Source organism: Streptomyces capparidis (assembly GCF_054782095.1).
This window is the reverse complement of record NZ_BAAGTD010000044.1, coordinates 24,740-51,008: the sequence shown is the minus strand read 5'-3', so window position 1 is coordinate 51,008 and position 26,269 is coordinate 24,740. Positions and strand designations below refer to the sequence as shown.

At 74.4% G+C, this 26,269-nt stretch carries 23 protein-coding genes and 1 pseudogene; 11 read left to right on the top strand and 13 right to left on the bottom strand.

From position 1 onward, the window contains the following. Positions 1-465 carry a hypothetical protein gene (locus tag ACYVO2_RS28435; protein ID WP_461010889.1) on the bottom strand — a complete coding sequence of 155 codons (465 nt, stop codon included), beginning with the start codon at positions 463-465 and terminating at the stop codon, positions 1-3. A gap of 86 nt (positions 466-551) precedes the next feature. Then, positions 552-1,799, bottom strand: coding sequence for a DUF6745 domain-containing protein (locus ACYVO2_RS28430; protein ID WP_461010888.1), 1,248 nt, complete (start codon positions 1,797-1,799; stop codon positions 552-554). A 169-nt stretch (positions 1,800-1,968) separates the two neighbouring features. On the opposite strand from ACYVO2_RS28430, the gene ACYVO2_RS28425 reads away from it, so the two are divergent. The 4 genes from ACYVO2_RS28425 to ACYVO2_RS28410 all read left to right on the top strand — a co-directional run bounded on the left by ACYVO2_RS28425 (position 1,969) and on the right by ACYVO2_RS28410 (position 5,461). Beyond that, a complete protein-coding gene (locus ACYVO2_RS28425; protein WP_461010887.1) occupies positions 1,969-3,174 on the top strand; it encodes a hypothetical protein in 1,206 nt (401 codons plus the stop codon). Between the two features lie 79 nt (positions 3,175-3,253). Then, positions 3,254-3,754 (top strand): GNAT family N-acetyltransferase, encoded by a 501-nt coding sequence (locus ACYVO2_RS28420; RefSeq protein ID WP_461010886.1) that lies wholly within the window; start codon positions 3,254-3,256, stop codon positions 3,752-3,754. Between the two features lie 166 nt (positions 3,755-3,920). Continuing rightward, a complete protein-coding gene (locus ACYVO2_RS28415) occupies positions 3,921-4,907 on the top strand; it encodes a sigma-70 family RNA polymerase sigma factor (protein WP_461010885.1) in 987 nt (328 codons plus the stop codon). A gap of 137 nt (positions 4,908-5,044) precedes the next feature. Then, a complete protein-coding gene (locus tag ACYVO2_RS28410) occupies positions 5,045-5,461 on the top strand; it encodes a hypothetical protein (RefSeq protein WP_461010913.1) in 417 nt (138 codons plus the stop codon). Between the two features lie 55 nt (positions 5,462-5,516). Here ACYVO2_RS28410 and ACYVO2_RS28405 read toward each other — a convergent pair whose 3' ends face one another. The 4 genes from ACYVO2_RS28405 to ACYVO2_RS28390 all read right to left on the bottom strand — a co-directional run bounded on the left by ACYVO2_RS28405 (position 5,517) and on the right by ACYVO2_RS28390 (position 11,020). After that, complete coding sequence (locus ACYVO2_RS28405; RefSeq protein ID WP_461010884.1) at positions 5,517-6,224, bottom strand: GNAT family N-acetyltransferase; 708 nt, start codon at positions 6,222-6,224, stop codon at positions 5,517-5,519. Positions 6,225-6,287: 63 nt separating this feature from the next. Beyond that, the gene (locus ACYVO2_RS28400) at positions 6,288-8,516 is read right to left on the bottom strand and encodes a hypothetical protein (protein ID WP_461010883.1); all 2,229 of its coding nucleotides are present in this window, start codon (positions 8,514-8,516) and stop codon (positions 6,288-6,290) included. 724 nt (positions 8,517-9,240) lie between these two features. After that, complete coding sequence (locus tag ACYVO2_RS28395) at positions 9,241-9,990, bottom strand: dienelactone hydrolase family protein (protein ID WP_461010882.1); 750 nt, start codon at positions 9,988-9,990, stop codon at positions 9,241-9,243. Positions 9,991-10,387: 397 nt separating this feature from the next. Further along, complete coding sequence (locus ACYVO2_RS28390; RefSeq protein WP_461010881.1) at positions 10,388-11,020, bottom strand: helix-turn-helix domain-containing protein; 633 nt, start codon at positions 11,018-11,020, stop codon at positions 10,388-10,390. Positions 11,021-11,111: 91 nt separating this feature from the next. On the opposite strand from ACYVO2_RS28390, the gene ACYVO2_RS28385 reads away from it, so the two are divergent. The 3 genes from ACYVO2_RS28385 to ACYVO2_RS28375 are packed head-to-tail and all read left to right on the top strand — an operon-like array spanning position 11,112 to position 14,399. Next, positions 11,112-12,113 (top strand): NAD(P)/FAD-dependent oxidoreductase, encoded by a 1,002-nt coding sequence (locus tag ACYVO2_RS28385; RefSeq protein WP_461010880.1) that lies wholly within the window; start codon positions 11,112-11,114, stop codon positions 12,111-12,113. After that, positions 12,113-13,369: an MFS transporter gene (locus ACYVO2_RS28380; protein ID WP_461010879.1), complete on the top strand. Its 1,257-nt coding sequence runs from the start codon at positions 12,113-12,115 to the stop codon at positions 13,367-13,369. Before ACYVO2_RS28385 ends, ACYVO2_RS28380 begins: the two co-directional genes overlap by 1 nt. Positions 13,370-13,418: 49 nt before the next feature. Next, on the top strand, positions 13,419-14,399 hold the full coding sequence (locus ACYVO2_RS28375; protein ID WP_461010878.1) for an alpha/beta fold hydrolase: 981 nt from the start codon (positions 13,419-13,421) through the stop codon (positions 14,397-14,399). A gap of 20 nt (positions 14,400-14,419) precedes the next feature. On the opposite strand, the gene ACYVO2_RS28370 is transcribed toward ACYVO2_RS28375, so the two are convergent. Next, complete coding sequence (locus ACYVO2_RS28370; protein ID WP_461010877.1) at positions 14,420-14,749, bottom strand: deoxyxylulose-5-phosphate synthase; 330 nt, start codon at positions 14,747-14,749, stop codon at positions 14,420-14,422. A 185-nt stretch (positions 14,750-14,934) separates the two neighbouring features. Between ACYVO2_RS28370 and ACYVO2_RS28365 the strand changes: the two are divergent. Both ACYVO2_RS28365 and ACYVO2_RS28360 read left to right on the top strand, forming a co-directional pair. Next, a pseudogene (locus tag ACYVO2_RS28365) lies at positions 14,935-15,069 on the top strand (methyltransferase); the annotation flags it as partial. An 869-nt stretch (positions 15,070-15,938) separates the two neighbouring features. Beyond that, positions 15,939-16,385: a hypothetical protein gene (locus ACYVO2_RS28360; RefSeq protein ID WP_461010876.1), complete on the top strand. Its 447-nt coding sequence runs from the start codon at positions 15,939-15,941 to the stop codon at positions 16,383-16,385. Between the two features lie 163 nt (positions 16,386-16,548). Here ACYVO2_RS28360 and ACYVO2_RS28355 read toward each other — a convergent pair whose 3' ends face one another. The 3 genes from ACYVO2_RS28355 to ACYVO2_RS28345 form a co-directional block, all read right to left on the bottom strand. Further along, entirely contained in the window at positions 16,549-17,859 is a 1,311-nt protein-coding gene (locus ACYVO2_RS28355) for an NAD(P)/FAD-dependent oxidoreductase (protein WP_461010875.1), read from the bottom strand. 483 nt (positions 17,860-18,342) lie between these two features. Next, positions 18,343-18,837: a GNAT family N-acetyltransferase gene (locus ACYVO2_RS28350; protein WP_461010874.1), complete on the bottom strand. Its 495-nt coding sequence runs from the start codon at positions 18,835-18,837 to the stop codon at positions 18,343-18,345. Between the two features lie 13 nt (positions 18,838-18,850). After that, a complete protein-coding gene (locus ACYVO2_RS28345; protein ID WP_461010873.1) occupies positions 18,851-19,876 on the bottom strand; it encodes a LacI family DNA-binding transcriptional regulator in 1,026 nt (341 codons plus the stop codon). Positions 19,877-20,491: 615 nt separating this feature from the next. Here ACYVO2_RS28345 and ACYVO2_RS28340 point away from each other — a divergent pair. Continuing rightward, on the top strand, positions 20,492-22,057 hold the full coding sequence (locus ACYVO2_RS28340; protein ID WP_461010872.1) for a glycoside hydrolase family 53 protein: 1,566 nt from the start codon (positions 20,492-20,494) through the stop codon (positions 22,055-22,057). A 68-nt stretch (positions 22,058-22,125) separates the two neighbouring features. On the opposite strand, the gene ACYVO2_RS28335 is transcribed toward ACYVO2_RS28340, so the two are convergent. Together ACYVO2_RS28335 and ACYVO2_RS28330 are read right to left on the bottom strand one after the other, a co-directional pair. After that, on the bottom strand, positions 22,126-22,506 hold the full coding sequence (locus tag ACYVO2_RS28335; RefSeq protein WP_461010871.1) for a VOC family protein: 381 nt from the start codon (positions 22,504-22,506) through the stop codon (positions 22,126-22,128). Between the two features lie 22 nt (positions 22,507-22,528). After that, on the bottom strand, positions 22,529-23,350 hold the full coding sequence (locus tag ACYVO2_RS28330; protein WP_461010870.1) for a class I SAM-dependent methyltransferase: 822 nt from the start codon (positions 23,348-23,350) through the stop codon (positions 22,529-22,531). Positions 23,351-23,670: 320 nt separating this feature from the next. Between ACYVO2_RS28330 and ACYVO2_RS28325 the strand changes: the two genes are divergently transcribed. Then, positions 23,671-24,864, top strand: coding sequence for a cytochrome P450 (locus tag ACYVO2_RS28325; protein WP_461010869.1), 1,194 nt, complete (start codon positions 23,671-23,673; stop codon positions 24,862-24,864). 27 nt (positions 24,865-24,891) lie between these two features. On the opposite strand, the gene ACYVO2_RS28320 is transcribed toward ACYVO2_RS28325, so the two are convergent. Further along, positions 24,892-26,076, bottom strand: a complete 1,185-nt coding sequence (locus ACYVO2_RS28320; RefSeq protein WP_461010868.1) for a cytochrome P450 family protein — start codon at positions 26,074-26,076, stop codon at positions 24,892-24,894. Positions 26,077-26,269: the final 193 nt, after the last annotated feature.

Below are 26,269 nucleotides of genomic sequence, written 5' to 3'. Positions count from 1 at the left end.
TCAGTCGGCTATCAGACGGTGGGTCCGCTGCCAGCTCCGCGCACCCGGGTCGCGCTCCCGCTGGCGGCGGACCACATAGGTGCCGGCGGCGATGCCGGTGCCGCCGTGCTCCGGGTGGATGAGGTGGACCGTGGCCGTGGCCGCCAGCACACCGAGCGCCAGGCCCTGCGGGTCGCGGGCCACCGCGGTCCAGCGGCAGGTGCCGGGGCCGGCGACGAGGGTGTGCGGGTTGCCCCCGGCGGCGCTGCGGAGCAGCTCGACACCGGACGGCGGCACGTCCCGCCAGTGGGCGTGGTCGGGGACCATGACGTTCGGGACCATCCCGTGCGGGATGACGATGAGGTCCCCTTGGGCCTGGAGGCCGTCGACGACGGGGATGGTCACCTCGCGTTCCAGGTGGCCGAGGACGTCAAGGCCGGTGCGGGAGGTGAGGTCGGCCAGGGTGAGGGGCGTGGGTGCGCGCATGGTGGTCACCTTCGGGGTCGTGGTGCGGGAACGGACGGGGAGAGCGGGCGCGCCGGTCGGGTGCGCCGGAGTCAGGTGCGTCGGGGTCAGGTGCGCCGGGCCAGGCGGGCGTACTGGGCGCCGGAGAGCCCGTACGACCAGCCCGCCGCGGCGACCGGGTCGTTCACGGTGTCGGGCACGCTCAGCCCGTAGCGGCGGTGCCGCCCGTCGGGCTCGGCGGAGCCGTTGACGACGAGCAGGACCCGCGCGGGAGCGCCCCACACCTGGCGGGGCAGGTGGTACAGCCGCAGGTCGGCGCCCGGGTTGCCCGGGTCGGGGGCCTCCGCGACGAGCTGGAGGCCGGCCTGCTCGATGTAGGCGTCCCAGCCGATGCGTTCGATGGCGGACCGGCGGACCTCGATGTTCGTCTCGGCGTGGATGCGCTCGACGGTCGGGTCGCCGATCACCCAGGCGGGGACGTGGGTGCCGTGCAGGACGTGCATCTCGGTGCCGTCACCGAAGCGGACGGCGGGGCGGTCGGGGTGGTGGAGGCGCACCTCGCCGTGCCGGGCGCCAGGCTGCGGCTCGGTGTGCAGCGCGGTGGGGCGCTCGGCCATGACGCAGACGCGCTCGTGCGGCCACCACCAGCCCGCGGACCGGGCCAGCTCCGCCCACAGGGCCAGCCCGCGGGCGTCGTCGCGGCCGTACCTGGCCGTGCCGGCGCGGGCGTTGATGTCGTACCAGCCGACCCAGTGGGCGTCGTGCTGCCCGTACCAGGTCAGACCGGGGGAGTCGGCGGGTTCGTCGGTGGCCGACAGCGCCGTGCGGAGCGGGGCCCGGACGGCGTCGCCCAGGGAGGCGGTGAGCGGGTCGCGGACGGCGGCCTCGAGGACGGTGGGAAGCGGGACGCCGATGCCGAGGGCGTCGTCCGGGGACAGGGTCCTGGCCTCGAACATGCCCGGGGCGCGCCAGGAGAACAGCGGCAACGGGCGCCCGATCCCGGCGTCCAGGCGGGACCGCAGGTCGGAGGCGTGCGAGGCGAGCCGGGCGGCGAGAGGCCAATCGGCGCCGCGCACGGGGGACGAGGCGGCCCTCAGCCGCGCGGGCCGGAGCGCAGGGACGGGGACCAGCTCGCGCAGCACGGCGGGCGCGGCGGCCGGCGAGGGCACCCAGACGAACTCGGGCGGCTCGGCCCCGAGCAGCGCGTACAGCGCGGTGACGGCGGCCTCGGCCCTGGGCCGGTCGGCGGGGGCGGTGGACAGACCGTGCGCCAGCCAGTCGTCGCGCAGTGCGCAGGCCAGGGCGAGACGGTCCTCGGGGGACGGCCCCTGACGGGGCGTCGGCGCGGCGCTCACCGGACGGTGGCGGTGGCCGCCTTTCCACAGGAAGTCATGGGCAGGATGGTGACAGGGGTCCAGGAGGACCGCAACGGGTTTCCGGTGCGGGCGGGACCACCCTCCCCCCGCTCTCCCGCCGCGAGAACTCCCCTGCTCCGGGCACCGGGTGGGCAGTAGCATCCCCGGAATGCGAGACATCGAGGAGCTGGTGCCGGAGGCCGGGCGGGCCGACACCGACGGCCTGCGGGCGCACGACCCGGACGAACTCGCGCGCTGCGCCGCCGACCCCGCGCAGCCGTGGTGGCGCCGCACCGCCTGCGCGGCGGCGCTGGCCGGGCGGGTACCGGAGCGGCGGGCCGCGGAGCTGGTCGCCCGGGTGCGGGACCCCGCGGACTCGGCCTCGGTGCGCATCGCCCTGCTGGACCTCCTCGCGGACCGGGCTGAGCTCCTGCCCTGGCTGCGGCACCAGGACCGGCGGGAGGACCGCGCGTTCGGCCTGCCGGAGGCGGTCCTCAAGGCGCGCGGCACGGCGGGCGACCTGACCGCGGCACCCGAGCTGGCGACGCTCGCCGCCGACCCCTGGCGGCACCGGCGGAAGACGGGCGAGGCCGGCCTCGACGCGCTGGTCGACCGGCACGGCACCGAGGCGGTCCTGGCCCGCCTCGGCGACGCCCGGCCCGAGGACCGCGCCTTCCGCGTCCGCCTGCGGCACCGCGCCGGCCAGGACGTCACCGACGCGCTCGCCGACCCCGACCGGGCGGTCGCGCACCTCGCCCAGTCCCTCCTCACCGACCCGGACCGCATCCGCCGCTACCTGCGCCGCGCCCCCACCACCGAGGCGAAGCTCTGGGCCGCGTACGCGCTGCACCGCCTCACCGAGGACACCGCCGAGACCCGGGCCGTCCACGACGCGCTGGGCCGCCCCCGGGTCGAGGTCGCCGGGCTGGACGACGAGCTGCGCGGCGCGATCCTGCACGAGTACGCGCCCAACTGCCAGCCGCGCAGCGACCCGCGGTGGCGCGTCGAGGCCCTGTGCACCGACCCGCCCACCCGCCCCGACCAGGACGCGCAACTGCGCCGCGCGACAGCCGCCCTCACCGCGGCGGGCCTCGACCCACGGCCCCCGGTCTCCTGCCGCGAGGACCACCAGCAGGGCCACGGCACCTACCACGTGATCAGATACGGCGACAGCACACTGCTCATCAGCACCCTCGGCCCCTTCGCCACCGCACACGACACCGCCCCCACCGCCCGCCGGGCCCTGGAATCGGCCGGCTTCCGCTGGATCGACGACACCACCGGCGCCATCCGGGTCACCGGCCTGTGCGTGTACCACTTCGGCAGCCGCGAGCCCCTCACCGTCGACACGCTGCTGTTCTACTGGCAGGACTAGTCTCGAGGCGGTGGAGTCGGGCAACAGGTGGCCGATGCCACGGCTTCAGCGACAACCCCACGCTCCGAGAGGGAACGACATGCCCGAACTGCGCCAGGCGCGCGTCACCGACCACGGCACGATGGTCGGGCATGTGCAGCGGTGGTGGGGGGACTCGCGTACCCCCGCGCAGGCCCGCGAGCTTTCACTGCTGCTCCCCAAGCTGTTCTTGCAGTTCTTCTCCAGTACGAGCCTCGTCCTGGAGGACGAAGCCGGCATCAGGGCGTTCCTCGTCGGTTTTCACGCCGCCGACAACGACGAAGAGGCGTACATCCACTTCGTCGGGGTGGATCCGGAACTTCGTGGGCAGGGGACGGCTCGCCGTCTGTACACGGCCTTCTTCCAGCGTGCCGCCGAGGCGGGCCGCACAGAAGTGCGTGCGATCACGTCGCCGGGAAACGCCGGGTCCATCGCCTTTCACCGCGCCATGGGATTCACCCTCGAAATGGGCGACCGAGTGGTCGACGGTCTGCCCGTGCACAGCGACTACGACGGCCCTGGGCAGCACCGGGTGTGCTTCCACAAGAAGCTCGCCCCCTGACTCGCATCGACCACCGGCCACCTCACCGCCACCGTCCGCGCCTGCTCCTAGGGGCACGAACCGCGCACCGGCCCGAACCGGCGTGACTCGAGCCCTCGCGGTGCTGTGCCGATCTCGCCGGGGACCTGTGGGCACCGGATCCGGTGGCTAGGGTGTCGGCGTGTCTATGACCATGGATCGTGACGACGTCGCCGCGCGACTGGAACCCTTCCGCCCCGAGCTGACGGCCTTCTGCTACCGCATGCTCGGCTCGGCGTTCGAGGCCGAGGACGCCGTCCAGGAGACCCTCATCCGGGCGTGGTCGAAGTTCGACCGCTTCGAGGGCCGCTCCAAGCTGCGGACCTGGCTGTACCGGATCGCCGCCAACGTCTGCCTCGACATGGCCCCGGCCGCCCAGCGCCGGGCGCGACCGATGGACCTGTCCTCGCCCGGCTCGGCCACCGCGCCGAACCTCGCCCAGCTCGAGGAGAACGTCTGGGTGGGGCCGGTCCCCGACGAGCGGGTGCTCTCCGGGGATCCCGCCGAGGTCGCGGTGGGCCGGGAGACGATCCGGCTGGCCTTCGTCTCGGCGTTGCAGAAGCTCCCGGCCCGCCAGCGCGCGGTGCTGATCCTGCGCGAGGTGCTGGCCTGGTCGGCGGCCGAGACCGCCGAACTGCTCGAATCCTCCGTGGCCTCGGTGAACAGCGCCCTGCAACGGGCGCGGGCCACCCTCGCCGCGGGCGGCGGCGTGCCGGACACCGACACCTACAAGCCGCTGGACGAGACCCAGCGGGCCCTGCTGGCCAGGTATGTCGAGGCGTTCGAGGCGTTCGACATCGACGGGCTGAAGAGACTGCTGCACGAGGACGCGGTCCTGAACATGCCGCCCTACCAGATGTGGGTGCGGGGAGTGGTGGAGCTGGGGGAGTGGTGGCTCGGCGCGGGGTGCGGCTGCCGGGGATCGCGGCTGCTGCCCGTGCGGGCGAACGGCACACCCGCGTTCGCCCAGTACCGTCCGGCCGAGGACGGCGACGGCTGGACCCCGTGGGGCATCACACTGCTGGAGATCAGGGACGGCCGGATCAGCACCATGACCAACCACATGGACACCGAGCGGCTGTTCCCGCTGTGGGGGCTGCCGATGCGGCTCACCGCCGACACCGGGGCGAGCTGACGGCGGGCGGGAGGCCGCGGTGCGGGCCCGCGGCCGCGGGGCGGCGGGTGCCTTCGTATGATCACGTCATGACTGCCGAGGCACCGCTCACCAGGGACGCGTTCCGCCGTCTCGAGCCGATCAGCAGGCCCAGGGTGCTGCCCCGGCTGCCGGACCGCCTCTGGAGCGACGAGGACTGGGAGCGGATCCGGCTCGGCTGCCGGGCCGGGAGCATGGACGAGAAGTGGAACGTCTTCGCCGAGGGCGACGTCGTCTTCACGCATCGCAGTTGGACCGGGCACGGAATCCACGAGGCGACGTTCGCGCCCCTGCCCGGCGGGGGCAGGCGCATCGCGTCCGCCGTGGTGGAGGGCGACAGCGGGCGCTACCGCAGCAAGGGCGACGAGTACGACTGCCTGATGCTGGAGCTCGTCCTCAGCGCGATCGTCCTCGGTGAGCCCGCCGCCGAACTCCGGGCCCGCCTCGTGGAGCTGACGGCCCGGGCCGCGGGCCGCAGCGATCTCCCGGCGGGGGCCGTGCAGCACAGCGCCCTGGGACTGCGCCCCCGCTCGTAGGCCGCCGGGCGCGGGCCCTCTCGACGGGGGCGCGGCAGGCCGGCCCCGGCCGCCGCTACCGCGGCCGGGACAGCGGCAGGGCGGCGAGGTCGTCAGCCGGGAGCAGGGGGATGCCGTCGGGGCGGTCCAGGGCCCGTCCGAGGGCCTCGGACGCGGGGTCGCCGCCGTCCGCGTGCTCGTCGTAGTACTCGCCGAGGAAGGCCCGCAGCGGCGCCGGGTCGACCGTGTCGGGGCGGGGGCCCGCGGCGTCCGGGGTGAGGGTGAGGACGGTCAGCAGCATGCCGTAGACCCGCTGGGAGTCGGGGCGCAGCGGCGGCTGGAAGTAGGGGATGTCCAGCACCCGGGCCCCGCGTCTGGCGTAGAAGCGCAGGCGGGCGGCGGGGTCGCCGTAGGCGTCGCTCGCGGTGTGCGCCCACGGGTGCTCGACCTCCGCGAGCGTCAGCCGGGGCCGCAGCCGGGCCTGCCAGGGGCCGGTGACCCGGTCCAGCAGCCGTCCGCCGGTCCCGGCCGCCCGCCCGCCGGACCGCACCGCCAGATACGCCAGCAGCAGGGTGCGCGCCCCGGGCGACCACTGGCCGACGGCGGCTCCCGCGGGCGCGCCCGACTCGTCGAGCGCGGCGGCGACCAGCACCGTGCCATCGGCGACACCGCCGGTCAGCCAGTCCCGGGTCTCCAGCTCGTCCGGGGGGAACGACACGGCGAGGATGTCCGCGTGGACGGCGTCGAGCAGCGGATCGCCGGCCGCCAGGTCCGCGATGCGCATGAGCACCTCCGTGTCGCCGTGCCGGGCCGAGTGGTGCCACGAGCCTACGCCCGGCGCCGTCGGTCAGCCGCCGCCCGGCCCGCCCCGCGGGGGGTCGTCGCCCGAGCGCCAGATGAACACCCCGACCACCACGGCCAGCACCACGATCCCGGCCACCAGCTCCAAGGCGTGGACGCCCTCGATGCCGTAGCCGCCCTGGACGATCTGGCCGAGCCCGGACACCCCGATGGCGGCGATCACCGCCAGGATGGTGTCCAGCTTGGCCCGCTGACGGCGCTGCGTCCGCGCCTCCTCGGCGCGTTCCTGCTCCAGACGCTGGTGGGCGAGCTTCTCGATGCTCATCGCGAGCCGCTCGTCCAGCACCTGCTCCACCGTCGCCTCCAGCTCCGCCACCCGCTGCCCGAAGTCGGACCACTCCAGCAGCAGGCACATCATCGACGCGGCCACCGGCGACGACACCAGCGAGGGCGAGCGGATCAGACCGACGGTGGACCGGGTCTCCAGGGCGAAGTCGTGCAGCCGGATCTTCTCCCGCTCCAGGTCGTCGGCGAGGCCGCGCAGCTCGCCCGTCGTCATCCGCCCGGTCTCCCCGATGTCGGGCAGGCGCTCCTGGAGCCGCTGCGCGCTGCGGTAGTGCCCGGCGAGCTCGCTGGACCACCCGGCGAAGAGCCCCTCGAGGGAGGCGGCGAACTCGGCGACGGACATCTTGGTGCCGACGGTCCACAGCGGCGCGCCCAGGCCCGCGACCAGCGTGGTGTTGCTGGTGCACACCACCCACTCGTCCGCCAGCAGCCGCACCTGCCGGGCCAGCCCGTGGTCGGGCGAGTAGCGGATCCAGTCGGCCATGGACACCACCATGAACGCGACCGGGTTGGTGAGCACCGCCCCGCCGACGACCCCGGCCAGCTCGCCCGCGGAGCGCAGCTCCCGCACCTCGCTCCGCCCGCCGCGACGGCGCACCACCGACGCCGCGTTCACCGAGACGACCAGCCGGAACATGCCCGGCCTGGTGATGACGTGGACGCCCTCGTCGGGTCCGCCGAGCCGCTCGCACACGTCCTCGGCGAGCCGGACGGCGAGGTCGGGCAGGCGGGGCCAGGAGTCGGGGGCGGCGCCGGGCGCGGCCATGGCCTCGAACGCCAGTTGCTCCGAGCCGGACTCCGGGGCCGCGCGCAGCGTCAGCGCGTACACCTCGGCGGGCGACGCCCCCGCCAGGTCGGCCTCGAATCTGACGTAGTGGTTCCCCAGCAGCGAGAGGCGGAGCTGCGCCCGCAGCGAGTGGAGCCGCCTGCCGCCGTGCCGCACCGCCACATCGGGCAGGCCGACGAACGTGCCGTCGTAGCGGCGGCCGAGCGAGTCCGAGCCGTCCCACACGTCGTCGAGGTCGAGGGTGCCGTGCACCTCGACGGGCCGCACCCCGCCGAGCAGCCAGCCCTCCGCCTCCCGGGCGGCGGCCGACACCACCTCCGGGCCGGTCCTGCCGCGGACCGCGAACGGGTACACGTACGCGATCCGGCCGCGGTCCACCCGCAGCCAGCCGTCGCCCGCCGCGTCGGCCAGGGCGCACAGGCTGAACCGGTGCGCCTGGAGGCAACTGCGCGCGCGGGGCCGGTCGGCGAGGCGCGCGTCGCCCTCGGCCGCGGCGAGCGCGGCGATCGCCGGGTGGAGGTCGCCGCCGTCGGCGAGGAAGCCGGCGAGGGCCCGGGCGGCGACCGCGACCGCGCCCTCGAAGACCTGGTCGGCCCGCGCCAGCGCGATGACGTGGGCGGCGAACTCCGGCATCGACCCGGCCAGCAGAGCCGCGAGCCGCGCCGCCTCCCCGGCCCGGTCCGCGGCCCGGTGCGCCGCCTCGGCGAGCGCGTCGGGGACGGCGCAGGTCATCGCGTTCTCCGCGCGTATCCGCGCGTCCAGGGACTCCAGCAGCGCCAGCGCGGAGCGCACGGCGACACCCTCGTCGCCGTCGGGCGGCGGGTGGGCCGCGAAGTGGTCGCCCGCCCCGGCGATGGCGTCCCACAGCAGGCTGAAGTGGTAGGAGATCTCCCAGGTCTCGGCGATCTCGTGGTGCAGGTAGAGCAGCAGGTGGGCGGCGGCGCCCGGGGTGCGCAGCGCCCGCGGGACCTGGCGGGCCAGCTCCGCCGCCGCCTGCTCCCGCCTGCTGCCGCGCCTGCGCATCGACGGCGCCGGGGCCTGCTCGTCCCCGGCGTTCCACCGCGGCAGCCGCCACAGCGCCTCCGGCTCGACCCCGCACTCGGCGAGCCAGTCCCGTAACGGCCGCACGTCCCCGTCGCTCAACGCCCCAAGCAGATCCCCCACCACCCCCCCAACGTAACCGCCCCCGCCCTCCCGACCGCCCCTTTCCCCCCAACCGCTCACTTCCCCCCAAAACCAACCACCCCAGCCCATCGATGGCACGGGTCCGCTCACCGAGGCGGACCGGCTCGGTGCGGTACGGCTCGGCCGCGGGGCGGGCACGGCCCAGTGGAGAGGGACTCGAACGCGGCGGCGGAGTATAGGCCATCTCTTCCGGCGCACGATCGAAGTCGCGGGCCGTCTCTCCGCCCATGTGCGTAATGTGGAGAACCTGAGGAGGGACCGCCCCTGGATGGAGCGGTCCCGTGTGCCGGACCTGCCGGACCGGGGCTTACCGGGTCAGCCACATGGCCACCTCCAGCGCACACTGGAGCGCCGTGAGCACGACGGCCCAGAAAGCCCAGTCCGGCGGTTCGCATTCGGGCATTGCCTCACCTCCCTCCACGCGTGAGGGGGAGGTGTGGCCCGAGGCGGACCTGCCCAAAGTCTCGAAGATGCCGACGCGCGTGAGCCAGTTCCCTCGTCACCTAAAGCGGCGTGACATCTTCCTGGCGAATGGTGAGCCCTTCATGCCCCTCGGCCGGACATTCCGCGCATTGTGCGGGTCGGGGACGGGCGGGGGAGCGGGTCGCTGCCCGGCGCCGTGGGTGCCCCGGTGGGCGGTGGTGGTGAGTTGCGCGCCGTCCCCCGCGCCGCCCCGGGGGGCTCACGCCTTTTCGGGGTGTCCCAGGTGGGTGGCGAAGAAGGTTTCTATGCGGTGCCAGGCGTCGGCGGCCGCTTCCGGGTGGGGGCCCATTCCGTTGATGCGCATCAGGGGGCGCAGCGGGCGGGGGCCGGTTTCGGTTTCGTTCAGGAAGCAGTGGCCCGCCTGGGGGTACTCCTTCACGTCGTGGACGACGCCGAGGCGCTCCAGGGCCGCGTCCAGTTTCGCGGCGGTGCCCTTCAGGAGGCGGTCCCGCCCGCCGTAGCTGGCGACGACCGGGCAGGCGCCCGCGAGCGCCGCGTCCAGGTCCTTGGGCAGCACCCCGTAGTTGGCGCAGGCCGCGTCGAAGCTGCCGCGTCCGGCGGCCACCAGGGCGAAGGCGCCGCCCATGCAGAAGCCGATGACGCCCACCGCGCCGGTGCAGTCGTCCCGGTCGACCAGGTACGACCTGGCCGCCGCGATGTCCCGGTACGCGCGGCCCCGGCCGGACAGCGCCGCCCGCATGGTCGGGACCAGGCAGCGGCGGGCGCCCCCTTCCGTGAACAGGTCCGGCATCACGGCCAGGTATCCGGCTTCGGCGAGTCGCTCCGTCTGCCGCAGCATCACGTCCTCGACGCCGAACGCCTCGTGCACGACGACCACCCCCGGCCAGGGCCCCTGCCCCTCGGGCCTGGCCAGGTGCCCGGTGAGCCGCCGGGACCCTCCGGAGGGGGCGCTGATGCTGCTCAGGTCGACGGTTGCGGGAGCGGGCACGTGTTCCTCCGGCGTGGTCGGGTTCTCGGACGACCGTGCACCGCCGGTGCCCGGCAGCGCTGGGTCCCTCCGAGGGTACGGAGGCCCTGGCGGGTCTTCCGGTCGAGCAGGACTCGAAGCGGGCCGGCGCGGGCCGGCGCCCCGCCGACGCGGCGGACCCCGGCGTCCCGGCGGTGGTCGGTGGAGTCGGCCTCGGTCCACGCGACGTGACCGCGGTGCTCGTCCACGGTGAACGCCGTTCCCCGGTCGTCGGCCGCGCCGGTGGCGGGTACCGGCGCGAGCCGGGGCGGCACCCAGGCGGTGCCGTCACCGTGCCCGCACGCGTCATGACGGGTTCTCCGATCATGACGGCGGGGTGCCCGGGAGGTGTTGACGATCCGCGCCAGGGTGTTGCCGATCAGTGCCGCCCGGGTTCCGGCCAGTCCTCGTGGCGCGTCGCGCGGGGTTCCGGGTCGCGTCGGGGGGTGCGGAGGTGGATGCGCTCGCCCTGTCGGCCGAAGAGGCTGAGGAGTTCGACGCTGCCGCGTCCGGCGGCGCCGAACCAGTGCGGGATCTGGCAGTCGAACTCGGCGGCCTCACCGGCTCCCATGGTGAAGTCCTGGTTGCCCAGTCGCACCCGGAGCTGTCCGCGCAGCACGTAGAGCCACTCGTAGCCGGTGTGGGTGCGCAGGTGCGGCTCCTCGTCGTGCGCCGGGATGATCATCTTGTATGCGCGTGGTTCCCCCTGTTGCCGTGACAGCGGGATCAGCACTCGGCCGTCCTTCCTGGTGGGGTGCTGCGGCACCCGGGGGTCGACGATCCGGGGCGCGGCGACGATCTCGTCCAGGGGGACGCCGAGCGCCGCGGTGATCGGCAGCAGGAGTTCGAGGCTCGGCTTGCGCTGGGCCGACTCCAGCCGGGACAGCGTGCTGGTCGAGATGCCGGTGGCGCGCGCCAGATCGGCCAGGCTGAGGTCCTTCTTCTCGCGGGCGCGCCGCAGCCGGGGGGCGATCTGCTCGATCACGGCATCGACGCTGGGTTGCTGGTCCATGGGCGCAGTCAACCGAATGTGTCCCGGAAACGGCAATGGAGTTTGTTGAAACCGCCCGGTCGTCGTGATCCTCCCGGTGGAGGTGATCCGGATGGACACATACCCGCGGACAGCGAGCGGATCGGCGGCGGGGCCGCGGTGGGACGCGGTCGTCGTCGGCGGTGGGGCCGCCGGCCTCTCGGCCGGAGTGGTGCTCGCGAGGGCGCGGTACGCGACCCTCGTCATCGACGGCGGCGAGCCCCGGAACGGGCCCGCCGAGCACATGCACGGGTACCTGACCCGAGACGGCATGGCGCCGAGGGACTTCCTGGCCATGGGGCGGGAGGAGCCGGCCCGCTACGGAGGGACGCCCCTGCCGGGTTCGGTGGCCGCCGCGCGCCGCGCGCCGGACGGCACGTTCGAGCTGCGGCTCGGCGACGGCCGTGCCCTGCGCGCCAGGTCGGTGCTGGTCGCCACCGGGCTGACCGACGAACTGCCCGACATCCCGGGGCTGTCCGCGCTGTGGGCGTCCCGGGTGCACCACTGCCCCCACTGCCACGGCTACGAGGTGCGGGGGCGCGCCATCGCCGTGATCGGCGGCGCGATGGGGGCGGTCTCGCGGCACCTGGCCGCGCTGCTGCGCGGCCACAGCCCGTCGGTGACGTTCTGCGTCAACGGCACCGAGGTCGGCGCCGCCGACCGGCGGCGCCTCACCGCGTACGGCGTGCGACTGGTGGACGCGCGGGTCACCCGGGTGGCCGAGGGCGACGGCACCGCGGGCGGGGAGCAGGTCGCGATCGAGCTCGACAACGGCGAGACCCTCGCGTGCGAGGCCGTCTTCGTGGCGCCCCGCCCCGTGCCCCACGACGCGGTCCTCACCGCGCTGGGCGCGGGCCGGGACCCGGTGGGCGGACTCGTCGCCGTCGACGGGCAGGGCGCCACGGACGTCCCCGGGGTCTGGGCGGCCGGGAACGCGGTCGATCCGCGCGCCCAGGTCGTCGCCGCCGCGGGCGCGGGCGCGACCGCCGCCATCGGCATGGCCGGCCGGCTGCTCGAACAGGAGCTGTGCGCGGCGGTTTCGGACCGGCGACCCGGCGTCGGGGGTGGGAGCTGATGGCCGGCGCCACCGTCACGACGTCCCGCGGCGGTGCCGCCGGCCGGCTGCCCGCCGGGGTGTACCTGCTCGGGTTCAGCCTGTTCGCGATGGGCACCGCGGAGTTCCTGCTGGCCGGTGTGCTGCCGGAGGTGGCCGCGGACCTGGACGTCTCGCTCTCCTCCGCCGGGTTCCTGATCACCGCGTTCGCGTTGGGCGTCGTGGTCGGCGGGCCGCCGTGCGCCGTGCTCAGCCTGCGCTGGCCCCGCCGCACCACGCTGGTGGTGACCCAGGGCGTCTTCGCCGCCGGGATCGTCGCGGGACTGCTGGGCGACTACCAGGTGCTGTTGCTGACCAGGGTGGTCTCCGGTGTCGCCTACGCGGGCTTCTTCGCCGTCGCGTCGGTGACCGCGATCGGCCTGGTGACGCCGGACCGCAACGCCCGCGCCTCCGGAGTCGTGGTCAGCGGGCTCAGCGTGGCCATGGTCGCCGGCGGCCCCGCGGGCACGCTGCTCAGCCACTTCACCCAGTGGCGCGTCGGCTTCTGGGCCGTGGTGGCCCTGACCGCCGCCGGGATCGCCGGCTGCCTCCTGGGACTGCCCGCGGCCGACCCGGGCGGCGACCGGCTCCCCGGGCCGAGTGTGTCCCGGGAGCTCGCCACCATGCGCGATCCGCTGCTGTGGGGCCTGTTCGCGGTCACGATCCTGACCACCGCGGCCTACATGATCACGTTCAACTACCTGGCCGCCATGCTCGCCGACATCACCGGCGTCCCCGAGGTCTGGATCCCGGCGGTGCTCGCGCTGTTCGGGGTGGGCGCCTTCGTCGGTCTTTCCGTCGGCGGCCGCGTCTCCGACCGGCGCCCGCACCTCGCGCTGCTCACCGGCGCGGCGGCGATCGTGGTCCTGTCGGTCCTGATGGTCGCCGCGATCGAACGGGTCTGGGCGGTGGTGCCCACGGTCTTCCTGATCGGCGTCGCCGCGTTCGTGCTCAACCCCGCCGTCTACGGACGCGTCTTCGCCATCGCGGCCGACGCGCCGACCCTCGCCGGCGCCACCACCGTGTCGGCGTTCCAACTGGGCATCAGCGTCACCCCGGTCCTGGCGGCCGCCCCACTCACCCGAGGGGCCGCGCTCACCTCGGTCTGCCTGATCGGGGCCGCGCTCGCCGCCGCGGCCGTGCCGCTCATCCTCCTCGACCGGGGGCGGGCCCGCCCGGGCGCCCCGTCTTGCCGGACCGGCAAGAAAACTCGCCGCCTCCCCGCCGCCCCCGCATGATCGGACACCGGTCCCGGCGCGCGGCCGGCCGACAGCAGCGGGAGGAACGGTGTCTCAGCAGACCGCGGACGCAACCCACAGGCTGGTCCCCTCACCGGCGGGCCGCACCCACCTGGTGGAGCAGGGCACCGGGCCGCTGGTGCTGCTCGTGCACGGCTTCCCGGAGACCTGGTACTCCTGGCGCCACCAGTTGCCGGCCCTGGCGGCGGCCGGGTACCGCGCGGTCGCCGTGGACGTCCGCGGCCACGGCCGCTCCTCCGCGCCGGGCGACGTCGAGGCGTACCGGATGGTGGAGCTGGTCGCGGACAGCGCCGCGGTGGTGGACGCCCTGGGCGAGACCTCCGCGGTGATCGTCGGCCACGACTGGGGCGCGGCCATCGCCGCCAACTCCGCCCTGCTCCGGCCGGACGTCTTCCGCGCGGTGGGCCTGCTCGGCGTGCCGTACGCCCCGCGCGGCGGCCCCCGGCCCAGCGAGATCTTCGCGGGGCTCGGCGGCGACGAGGAGTTCTACGTCTCCTACTTCCAGCGGCCCGGCCGCGCGGAGGCCGAGATCGAGCCGGACGTGCGCGGCTGGCTCGCGGGGTGCTACGCCGCGCTGTCCGGCGACACCATGCCCGGCCCCGGCGCGCCGAGCCCGCACTTCGTCCCCCGCGGCGGCACCCTGCGCGACCGCTTCCCCGCCGGGCGACTGCCCGCCTGGCTCACGGAGCGCGACCTGGACGTGTACGCCGCGGAGTGCGAGCGGACCGGCATGGGCGGAGCGCTCAACCGCTACCGGAACATGGACCGCGACTGGGCGGACCTCGCCGACCTCGACGGCGCCCCCCTCACCCAGCCGTCCCTGTTCCTCGGCGGCGGCCTGGACCCCTCCCTCACCTGGATGGCCGACGCGATCGACGCCTTCCCCCGCACCCTGCCCGGCCTGATGTGCTGCCGCGTCCTCGATGGCTGCGGCCACTGGATCCAGCAGGAGCGCCCCGCGGAGGTCAACCGCCTCCTGACGGACTGGCTCGCCCGCCTGCCCGGCTGAGGGCCGGGGCGGACACTCCGTCAGGGCACGTCCGGGCGCACCAGGGCCTTCTCGAACGGCTCGCCGCTGCGCCGTGCGTACGCCATGCGCTCGCGGACCTCGCGCAGCGTGCGCGGCCGGTACCCCGGCCCGCAGCAGCAGCCCTTGTGGAAGCGCACACCCGCGTGCAGCAGCACCGACAACGTCCGCCAGGCGGCGGTGTCCCGCCGCCGCGGCGGGGCGAAGGCCGACCCCACGTGGACCAGCGGCTCCGCGCAGCGCGGGCACCGCCGCTCCCTGCTCGTGTCGTACGGCTGCTTGTACGACGCCCGGCAGGGCAGGCAGACGTAGGAGGTCTTCGCGTGGGCCATGCCATCAAGCGTAGACAGGCGCCCCGCCGCGGCGCGACGGGATTCCTTTCGCGCCAGGGACTGCCGTCGGACCCCGGTCGTCGCGGGGCAGCCGGGGGCCGGGGGCCGCGCCGGCGACCGGCGCCCTCGCGGGAGTCCCCGCCGACGCGGACGCCCTCGGCGCCCGGCTCGGCCCGCACCCGCCGGAACTGTTCGGCAAGGAGTTCTTCGCCTACCTGGCCGAGGACGCCCCCGAATCCGCCGAGCTGTTCGACAAGGCGATGACGCGGTCCAGCTCGTTCACCTCCGCCATGGTCGCCGACGCGCTCGACCTGTCCGGCGTCCGACGCACCTCGACGGCGTGCTGTACAACCTGCTCCCGCACCCGCCCCCGGCGCCGCCGACCGAAGCACACATGAGGGCCCCACCATGGTGTCCCGCGCCTGTCTGGTCACGGGGAGCGACGCCTACCCCGGGGCCGCCGCGGCCGAGGACGAGCTGGACGACATCACCCGCCTGGTGCCCCGCTCGCCCCTCCGCGCCGCCCGAACCGCCTGCTCGACTTCCCCGCCGACCCCACCACCGCCGACGGCTGCCGCGCCTCCTTCGCCACCTGCGCCCCGGCCGCGTTCCCCGCCGCGCCCGGCGGGGGAGCGGCTCCCGCGGCAGCGCGTCGGCGCGGCCCGGGTGACCTGCCGTTTCGCACACAGTCACGGCAGCAACAGGTGCACCGGAGGAGCCGCGCGACGGAGTCGAAAGCCCTCATGCGGGGGTCGGTTTTCGGCCATCCGGCGCCCCGGGCCGGGTGAGCGCAGCTTCCCGGGTGGCATGGCTCTGTGTGTCGCCGCTCCGGCCCGCGACAGCGGTCACCCGCACCAGTGATCCCACCACCGGCAACCCGAATCACCCGGCCCTTCCGGCACGCCGGCACCGACGGGGGACGGACGCGGTCAGCCCTGCGACCCTTCCTGACGGCCGCATTGTCACAACCGGTCTTTCTCCGCCTCGAATTGGGATGTTCTCACGTTCCCGAGAACCGTCTTCTCCTCACCGCTCCATGAGGAATGACGCCGATGCGGAATTATCATCACATCACCTTTTGTAATAGTCGGATGCCTCTGTTCATCGGGCTTGTTTGTGTATTGTTCTCCGAATTTCTGTGACGGAGAGTGGAATCAGTCACTCCGGTTCTCGGAAAAGGGGAAAGCGAATGGTTCACAAGCCGATCGCGAAGTTCCATGGAAGGGTGGACGCCAACCGCGTCCAGGAGGACGGGATCCACTACGAGATCCTGACGCGAGCCGTGGGCAAGCTCGCCGGAAAGCCGGTCCACTCCACCTTCACCCACACCAACCAGCTTCTGCCCGACGGCTCGGAGGTCGCCACCCTGCGCGGTGTCGTCCGGGCGAAGAAGGGGTGCGACTACCTCACCACCCTGGGCGTCGGGGCATTTCGCTGCAACCCCGTCAAGCACTGTGAAGTCCAGTGCTGGCGCGGCTCGTTCGCGCTGGTGAGCAACTCCCCGGCGTTCGCCGAACTCAACGGCCGGGCCGTCGTGTTCGAGATCAGGCTCGAACCCAGGGGTGAGGTCACGCACCGCTGGTGGCTCCTGGAGGACACGTACGACGACTGCGACGACGACTGCGACGACGACTGACCGCCGTCGCGCCCGCGCAGGGAAATTCGCGGCTCGGGGGAAACTCCCCCGAGCCGCGATTCCGCGCGCCGGCCGGGGAAGTGTTCCCCGTTTCGGTACGGCATTCCGGGCAATGGCCACGGAAATGCGGCCCTGATTTCCCCCGGCGCTTTGTGTCCTGCGCTCAGCCGGCGCGCAGCACCCGGGCCGCCATTCCCGGGCGCAGCAGGCTGGTCGGCGGCCGGTCCATCCCGATCACCCGCATCAGGGCCGCCGACACGTCCGGATCGGCGGACGCCGCCCGGGCCACGCGCCGCAGCCACATCCCGCCCAGCCGCACCCCGGGCGGCCCCGATTTCCCCGTGAGCGGGACATCGCCCGTCGAGGCGAACCACCACGCCGGAGCGACGGCCCGCCCGGCGTCCCGGAAGAAGGCGCGCCACAGCCCCGTGCCGCCCGGCCCGCCCCGGCGCAGGCAGTGGTCGAGCACCCGCGCCTGCACCGCGGCGTTGGTCATCCCCGTGCCGTAGACGGGGTTGAGGCTGCACAGGGCGTCCCCGAGGACGAGGAGGCCCTCGGGGAACCGGCGCAGACGGTCGTAGCGGCGGCGGACGCTGGCCGGGAACCGCATCACCTGCACCGGTCCCACCTCCTCGACCCTGGCCAGGGCCTTGGCGACGTCCTCCGGGACCAGCTCCTCCACGGCGGCGGTGAAGCCGTCCGGGTCCGCCGGGGGCCGGTGGGCGCCGTAGCCGTACACGGTCAGGGACCACTGGTCGTTCTCCCGGGCCACCAGCGCCAGGCCCCGCGGCCGGCTCGGCTCGGGCCCGACGGTGACCAGGCGGTCGGTGCCCAGCACATCGGGGGGCAGGCGGCAGATCCGGGTGGCGTAGGTGACGTCGACGCGGAAGCGCTGCTCCGCGGGCTCGGGCAGCCCGAACCCGCGCAGCCACGCCATGGCGCGGCCGGAGCGCCCGGTGGCGTCCACCACCAGGTCGGCGTCGAGCTCCTCCCGCGAGCCCGTCCCGGCCCTGGTGACGGCCACGCCCGACACCCGCTCGCCCGAGCCGAGCAGCCCGGCGGCCTCCCAGCCCCGGCGCACGGTCACGTTCGGCAGGGCGCGCACCCGTTCGGCGATACGATTCTCCAGCAGGGGACGGCTGGCCAGCACGGTCTCCCTGCCGATGGGCGTCTGCCGCAGGAGATGGCCGTACAGGTACACCCGGTGCTGGGTGAGCACGGTGGCGCGCACCGCCCCGTCACCGGCGCACTCCCCAACGACCCCGGGGAAGAACGAGTCGAACAGGTCCGCCGCCTGAAGCAGCAGGCCGTGCGGGTGGTGGCCCTGGGGTATGCCCCGGCGGGGCCCCCGAGTGCCGTCGGTGTCCCGCTCCACCACCGTCACGCGGCGGAAGTGGTCCGCGAGCACCCGGGCGGTGAACAGCCCGCCCATCCCCGCGCCCAGCACCACGGCGTGCTCCCCGGGTCTGTCCATGCGATCCCCTTCCACGTCGGGAACGGCAGGCCGCGCCGACGCCCCCCGCGTTCCGAACCGCACGTCCCGACCGCACGGCGGACACACAGGGCACACCGGCACCACCAGCCACCGGGCGCTCGCCACGGTAAGCGGAATGTGAAGTTCGGGCCTGGGGTTCTCCTCGGGCATGGCTGGAGCATCACTCAACCCCCAGCTCAGACTTGACAACCCGTCAAGCCCTGGCCTCATGTGGTTCCCGCGCAAGCGGCGGCGGGCACTTCCGGGCCACCGGGCGGCCGGAACCACGAACGCCGCACCACCCCCGCCGCGCCCCCGCCGCACCCCCGCGCGTGGGCGCGCCGACGGCCCGGCCCACGGCGGCTACCCCCTGTGGGCCTCCCCCTCGTGGACGGGCGTCCGGTCACCGAGGTAGCCGACCCGCTGCCTTCCGCCGCGCGCCGGGTCAGGTCCCGGGGGGACACCGCCCGGCGCCCCCGCCGTTCAGACCGCGCGCTCCATGCACACCAGGCCGTCCCGCTCGTCCCACGACTCGGTGACGGTGAAGCCGAACCGCTCGTACAGGGCGATCGCGCCCGTACGCCACCGCCACACCGACAGCCGCACCGTGCCGGCGCCGCTGTCCGCGGCCCGGGCGAGCGCCGCGCCGACCAGGCCGGAGGCGACGCCCCGGCCGCGGAACGCCGGAGCCGTCCAGAGCCGCTTCAGCTCGCACCGTCCGCCGGCGGGAGCCGTCACCACCACGCAGCCCACGGCGGTGTCCCCGCTCACCGCCAGCAGCACGGTGTCGCCGGCGAACGCGGCCCGTGGGTCCGCGACCTCCGCCCGGTAGCGGTCCGGCAGCGCCCCCGCGTCCGCGACGGCCTCGCCCTTCTCCGCCTGCGTCGCCAGGTGGTAGGCCGCCAGCAGCGCGCCCGGCCCGCCCCGGCCGCAAGACCCCGGCCAGCGGACGACGGCAACCCCATGTGGATCGTTCACCGCGCCAGTGTCCCTACGCCGACTCCCTGAACACCAGCTCCGTGGGCAGGATCACCGCCGAGGGCTCCGCCCCGCCCACCCGGTCGAGCAGGACCCGCACCATCTCCTCCGCGAGCCGCTCCCACGGCTGCCGCACCGTCGTCAACTGCGGGCGGGCGCTGCGCGCCGCGAGGGAGTCGTCGAACCCGCCCACGGCCACGTCAGCGGGCACCCGGCGGCCCGCCCGCTCCAGCGCGGCCAGCGCGCCCTGCGCCATCAGGTCGGACGCCACGAACACCGCGTCCAGATCCGGGGCCGCCTCCAGCAGCCGGGTCATCGCGGCGTCGCCCCCGGCCCGGCTGTAGTCGCCCTCGGCCACCAGCCGGTCGTCGGCGGGCAGCCCCAGCTCAGCGAGCACCTCCCGGTACCCCGCGAGCCGCTCCACCCCGCCCGGGGTGTCCAGCGGCCCCGCCACCGTGGCGATCCTGCGCCGCCCGCCCTCGTGCAGGTACCGCACCATCCGGCGGGCCCCGTCCCGGTCGTCGGCCGCCACATAGGCCGGCTTCGCGGCGTGCCCCAGCGGCTTCCCGCAGGCCACCAGGGGCACCGCCGCGCGCTCCAGCAGCTCCACCACCGGGTTCCCCGAGTGGCTCGACACCAGCAGTACTCCGTCCACGTGGCCGGCCGTGATGTACCGGGCGGCCCTGCGGCGCTCCGCGTCCGTCGCGGCGACCATCAGCAGCAGGGCGATGTCGTGCCTGGCCAGCGCCTGGGTGCAGCCGCTCAGCAGCACGCTGAAGTTGGGGTCCTCGAACAGTTTCTCCTGCGGCTCGGTCAGCAGGAACGCCACCGAGTCGCTGCGGCCGGTGATCAGGCTGCGGGCGTGCCGGTTGACCACGTACCCGGTGCGCCGGATCGCACCGTTCACCGCCGCGAGCGCCGCGGGGCTGACGTTGCGCCCCCCGTTGAGCACCCGCGAAACCGTGCCTCGCGAGACCCCGGCCTCCCGCGCCACATCGTGGATGGTGGGCCGGCGCCGGGGACCCTTGAGCTGCTTCATGCTGATCCTCCCGCCTGAGGACTCTACGGCTCCGGGGAGCAGGCCGATGCGCCAGTGGGGTCCGGGGGTGGGACTCACGACCTCCGGGGAAGGCGCGCTCCGCTCCTCCGGAGGGTCCGAGGCAGTGGCCCTCGCTGGGACACGGGAGTGATGTGACCTCCGGTCTCCGGTGGGTGCCTGACCCCGTCCCCCGGCGGGGTTCGGGGCGCGGCCCCCGGCGGGGCCGGGGGCGGAGCCCGCAGCGGGGGTCCAGGAGGCGGGGCCCCTGGCCTCCGGAGGACATCCCCCCGCTCGTTCGGCCCCCGCGCGGCCGGAGCGTGCCCTGGGCGGTCCGCGCGTCCTGCCCGAAGCGGATGGGATGCCGCCAGCGCGCGGCGCGCGTTCGGCCACGTCCTTGTGCACGTGCACAAACAGGCAGCGCCCAATGCTTGTCAATAAACAGCAGATTGCGCTTTCCTGAGCCCGTCAGAGGGCGGAGCCGAATCGCAGTGCTGTGCTCGTTCCCAACACCTGGCGCCCCGCTCGCCCCGCACCCGCACCCGCGCCCGCGCCCCCGCCCCGGCTGAGCCCGCACCGTCCGTCCGCCCCATCCCCCCACCCCGGAAGGACGCCACGATGCCCACACCGCGCAGACTCGCCCTGCGCACCACCCTGACGGCCGCCCTGCTCACCCTGGCCGCCGCCACCCTGGCCCCCGCCCCCCACGCCGCGGCCGCCGCCACCCTCGCCAACGCCGGGTTCGAGTCCGGCGCCCAGGCCGTCCCCGCCTCCTGGTCGGAGTCGGGCGACGTGAACGCCTCGTTCACCGAGTCCGGCGGACGCAGCGGCAGCCACCGCCTCACCCACTGGGCGAGCGGCGCCTACCGCACCGAGACCCACCAGACCCTCGACGGCCTCTCCGGCGGCTGGTACACCCTCACCGCCTGGGTCCGCTCCAGCGGCGGCCAGAAGTCCGCCCACATCGCCCTGCGCGACTGCGGCGCCGCCGAGCAGCGCACCGACCTGCCCGTCACTCCCTCCGACGGGGCGTGGCTGCGCCTGGTCACCTCCGTGCAGGTCACCGGAGGACGCTGCACCGTGGTGTTCTCCTCCGACGCCAACGCCGGCAACTGGGCCAACTTCGACGACGTCCGCTTCACCCCGGGCCGCACCGCCGTGGCCGCCAAGGGCGTGGACGTCTCGACGCTGAAGAAGAGCGAGGACCGCGGCGGCGTCCACCGCACCGCCGACGGCACCCAGGCCGACGCCCTCCAGATCCTCACCTCCCACGGCGCCAACTACGGCCGCCTCAAGGTGTGGGTGAACCCGGCCGACGGCTACAACAACAAGACCCAGGTCCTGGCCATGGCCAAGCGGATCAAGGACCGGGGCATGAAGCTGCTGGTCGACTTCCACTACTCCGACACCTGGGCCGACCCCGGCAAGCAGTACAAGCCCGCCGCCTGGGCCTCCCACGGCTACAGCCAACTGCGGACCGACGTCCACAACCACACCCACGACGTGCTGAGCGCCCTGAAGAACCAGGGCACCACCGCCGACATGGTGCAGATCGGCAACGAGATCAACGGCGGCATGCTCTGGCCGGAGGGCTCCACCGACAACTGGTCCCAGCTCGCCGGGCTGCTCACCTCGGGCGCCAACGCCGCCAAGGCGGTCTCGCCGTCCACCAAGGTCGCCCTGCACCTCGCCGAGGGCGGGGACAACGCCGCCACCCGCTGGTGGTTCGACCAGGCCGTGCAGCGCAACGTCCCGTTCGACGTGATCGGCCTGTCCTTCTACGGCTTCTGGCACGGCACCCTCAGCGAACTCCAGGCCAACCTGGACGACGTCGCGGCCCGCTACGGCAAGGATGTCTTCGTCGCCGAGACCGCCTACGTGCACCGCCTGGACAGCGAGGACGGGACGGAGAACATCATCAACCTGAACTCCGAGCTCATCCCCGGCTACCCCGCCACCCCCGCGGGCCAGGCGGCGTGGCTGCGCGACGTGATGAGCGTCGTCGAAGCCGTCCCGAACGGCCGCGGCCTGGGCGTCTTCTACTGGGAGCCGACCTGGACCGCGGTGCGGGGCAACGGCTGGGACCCGGCCGACCCCTCCTCCGGCAACGGCTGGGAGAACCAGGCCCTGTTCGGCTACGACGACCGCGCCCTGCCCGCCCTGCGCTGGCTGGGCCACCGCTGAACCACCCGCCGCACGCGCGCCGGCCGCCTCGGCCGCCGGCGCGCGTGCGCGGCCGGCCGGTCACACCGTCAGCTCCACACGGTGGCCCGCGCGGCGAAGACCTCCGGGTCGCTGTGCACCGGGATCACGCACACCAGATGGCCCCCGGGGGCCCGCAGCACGCGGCACTCCAGCCACCGCGACACCTGCGTCGCGCCGAGGGCCAGCAGGCGCGCCGTCTCCGCCTCGACGTCGTCGGTCTCGATGTCCAGGTGGTAGCGCGGCGCGTCGTCCACCGCCTGCACTGCCGTGACCAGCTCCGGCAGCGCCCCGTGCAGCACGGTGAACTGCTCCTCCGCCGGATCGGTGGCGGGGGAGGCCCCCAGCGCCGCGGCCCAGAACCCGGCCGCCTGCTCGGCCTCCGCCTCGGGGGTGTCGATCAGGACGGCGTAGACGCGGCTTCGATGCATGCGCCCACGGTAGCGGGGGCGGTCAGGGCTTGCGGGCGGTCAGCAGGGCGTAGCCGATCTGGGGCATGGTGGTGACGGCCTCGAAGGTCCGCAGGCTCCGGGCGAACGCCTCCTCGGTCATCCCGATGTCGTGGGCGCGCACGGAGCGGAAGCCGTCGAGCATCTTCTCCAGGGTGCGGTGGGTCTGCGCGGTGACGTCGGTGACGTCCAGCAGCTCGAGGCCCGCGGCGGCCACCAGGTCGGGGTAGGTGTCGATCCGTTCCAGGGAGCGGGCGGTGAGCACGGCGCAGAACGCCTCGACGGTGGCCAGGGCGGCCGGGTCGTGCACGGCTTCGCGCAGCACGATGTCGGCGACGGCCAGGCGGCCCCCGGGCCGCAGCACCCGCGCGGTCTCCTTCAGCACCCGGCCGCGGTCGGGCATGTGCAGCATGGACTCCAGCGCCCACGCCCGGTCGAAGGACGCGTCGGGGTAGGGCAGGTCCATCGCGTCGGCGTACACGAAGCGCACCCGCCCGGCGAGCCCCTCGGCCTGCGCCCTGGCGTTGGACAGGTCCAGTTGGCGCCGGCTGACGGTGATCCCGGTGACGTCGGCGCCGGTGGCGCGGGCCAGGCGCACGGCGGGCTTGCCGGTGCCGCACCCGATGTCGAGCACCGTGTGGCCGGCCTCCGCGTCCAGCCGTCGGATCATCTGCTCGGTCATCCGCTCGGTGGCCTCGGCCACCGGCCCGTCGGCGGAGGGGTCCGGCCAGTAGCCGTAGTGGAGGTTGTCGTCGTAGATGGCGCACGTCAGGTCGGTGTACCGCTCGTACAGTTCTGCGACCTGGCCGGTGAGGGGGTGGGACATCGCGTGCTCCGAGGCGTCGAGGCGGAACCGGCCGACCCGGCCGGAGTGGGCCCGCGGTGAGGCGCCGGGAATGGCGGGGAGTCACCGCTGCAACGGGTGGCTTCCCCGTCCACGGGAGGCGAGGTCGGGTGGAGCGGGTAATTCCCCCAACCGGGGGACGCGCGGCCGGGTCCGCCGGGGCCACTGGCACGGGCGTGCGAGCAGGCGGCAATGGGGGTGATTCGCGTAGTCCCTTCCTTGTCTCCCGTTCGTCCCGGGAAGGGACAAAGCCTGCCCGAACCGCCGGTCGGGCATGGGCGTCGTCCCACAGGGAGAGAACGATGAACGAAGCACCGCCGCCACCGCTGCACATGCGCCGCGCGGGATTCGGCCCGGATCCCGCGCTGACCCAGGTGCGGGACCAAGAGGGGGTCTGCCGGGTCGCCGCCTCCCCGGACCTCGCGTTCTGGCTGGTGACGCGCTACCGGGACGTGCGGCGGGTGCTCGACGACCCCCAGCGGTTCAGCAACTCCCACGGGCAACTGCTCCACCTGGACGAGACCTCGCTGAGCGAGGAGCAGCGGGCCGTGATGCGCGCCGGCAACCTGCTGGCCTTCGACCCCCCGGACCACACCCGCCTGCGGCGCATGCTGGCCCCGGCGTTCTCCTCGGGCCGGATGCGGCGGCTGCGACCGCGGATCCAGGCGATCGTGGACGACCGCCTGGACGCGCTGGAGCGCGAGGGGCCGCCCGCCGACCTGGTGGCGGACTTCGCGGTCCCCATCCCGTCACTGGTGATCGGCGAACTGCTGGGCGTGCCGCCCGACGACCGCGACGAACTCCAGCAGCGCACCGCCCGCACCATGGACGCCGGGCTGCCCGCCGAGGAGCACCTGGCCCTTCAGGGGGAGACCCGCCGGTACATGGCCCGCCTGGTGGCCCGGGCGCGGGAGCACCCGGGGGACGACCTGCTCGGCGCGCTGGTGCGCAGGCACGGCGACGACCTGACCGACGAGGAGCTGACCGGGATGGCCTGCCTGCTGCTGACGGCGGGACACGAGACCACGGCCAACATGCTCGGTGTCGCCGTCCTGGCCCTGTTGCGCCATCCCGACCAACTCCGGATGCTGCGCGACCGGCCGGAACAGGCGGATGCCGCGGTCGAGGAGCTGCTGCGCTGGCTGAGCGTCGCCCACAACCCGGCCCCCAGGATGACCACCGGCGCGACCGAGATCGCGGGCCGGGCCGTCGGCCCCGGCGAGCTGGTGCTGTGCTCGCTGTCCGCCGCCAACCGCGACTCCGCCCTCACCGCCGACCCCGAACGGCTCGACCTCAGCCGCGGCGACCCCGCCCACCTGGCGTTCGGGCACGGCCCCCACCACTGCCTGGGCGCCCCCCTGGCCAGGATGGAGCTGCACACCGCCCTCCCCGCCCTGTTCGACCGCTTCCCCCGGCTGCACACCACCGAGCCCGGCCCCGCCTTCCGCGCCGGGCAGCTCGTCCACGGCCTGACCCGTCTGCCGGTGGGGTGGTGACGACGGCCCGCCCCCGCGGGCCCGCCCTCACCCGCCCGGGGAGAACCTGACCGGCAGGGACTGGAGCCGGCGCTGGCACGGTCCGATCTCCCAGCGCAGCGCGTCCTCGGTCGTCGCGAGCTCCAGGCCGGGGCAGCGGGTGAGGAGTGTGGTGAGCGCGATGGTGAGTTCGGCCCGGGCGAGCGGCGCGCCCAGGCAGCGGTGGATGCCGTGGCCGAAGGCGAGGTGGCCCTGGGCGTCGCGGTCCAGGTCGAGCACGTCGGGTTCGGGGAAGCGGGCCGGGTCGCGGTTGGCGGTCCACAGCGAGACCAGTACGGACTCGCCCGCGGGGATGGTGGCACCGTGCACCGTGACGGGAGCGGTGGTGTGGCGGAAGGCGGCGGCGCTGACCGGTGCGTCGTAGCGCAGCAGTTCGTCCAGGGCCGCTTCGATCCGGGTGGGGTCCTCCCGGAGACAGGAGAGGGCGCCTGGGTGCCGCAGCAGGGCGAGGACGGAGTTGCTGATGGCGTTGGTGGTCGTCTCGTGGCCGGCCACGAGCAGCAGCACCGCCAGCGACACCAGTCCCTGGTCGTCCAGTTGGTCCCCGCCGTCGGAGACGCCGATCAGGTCGGTGAGCAGGCCGGCGTCCGGTGCGTTCCGCTTGGCGTCGATCAGGCCGGCCATGTAGCGGGTGATCTCGTGGGAGGCGGTGGTGAGCCGTTCGGGCTCACCGGCCGCGACCAGGTCGTCCGACCACTGGCGCACGCGGGGCCGGTCGGCCTCCGGCACCCCGAGCAGTTCGCAGATCACGGCCACCGGCAGTGGCACGGCCAGCGCTTCGACGAGGTCCGCCCGGCCGTGCGGCCGGAAGGCCCCCACGAGGCGGTCGGTGACGTCCTGGATGTAGGGCCGCAGCCGTTCGACGGTCCTGGCGGTGAACGCCTTGGCCGCCAGGCGGCGCAGTCGGGTGTGCCGGGGCGGGTTGCTGTGCAGCATGTTCCGCGCGTAGGCCGGGTGCAGGCCGCTCAGCGACGGCTGGAGGGCGATGTGGTGTGCCAGCTCGGTCGACATGCCGGGGTCGGCCAGGGCCCCGCGCGCGGCGTCGTACCCGGTGACCAGGTAGCCGGACCGTCCGCTGTCGATGGGGACTTCCAGGACGGGGCACGAACTCAGCATCGAGTACATGGAGTTGAGGTCCTCGAGAGACGCGGTCTTCGCTGTGGGGCTGGCCATGTTCGTCCTCGGATGGGTGCGGCGCTGGGAGTGCCTGAGTTATGCCCGACGGGGAAACCATTCACCCATATGTAGTCCATTCGGGTGAGGGTGGGCGATTGTCCACCAAATGGACAGTCGAGTGATCGCTCCTTCGGGGCCGGTGCCTCACGACCTGGCTCCTCCTTTCGGGGGAAGAACCCCTGTCGCCTCC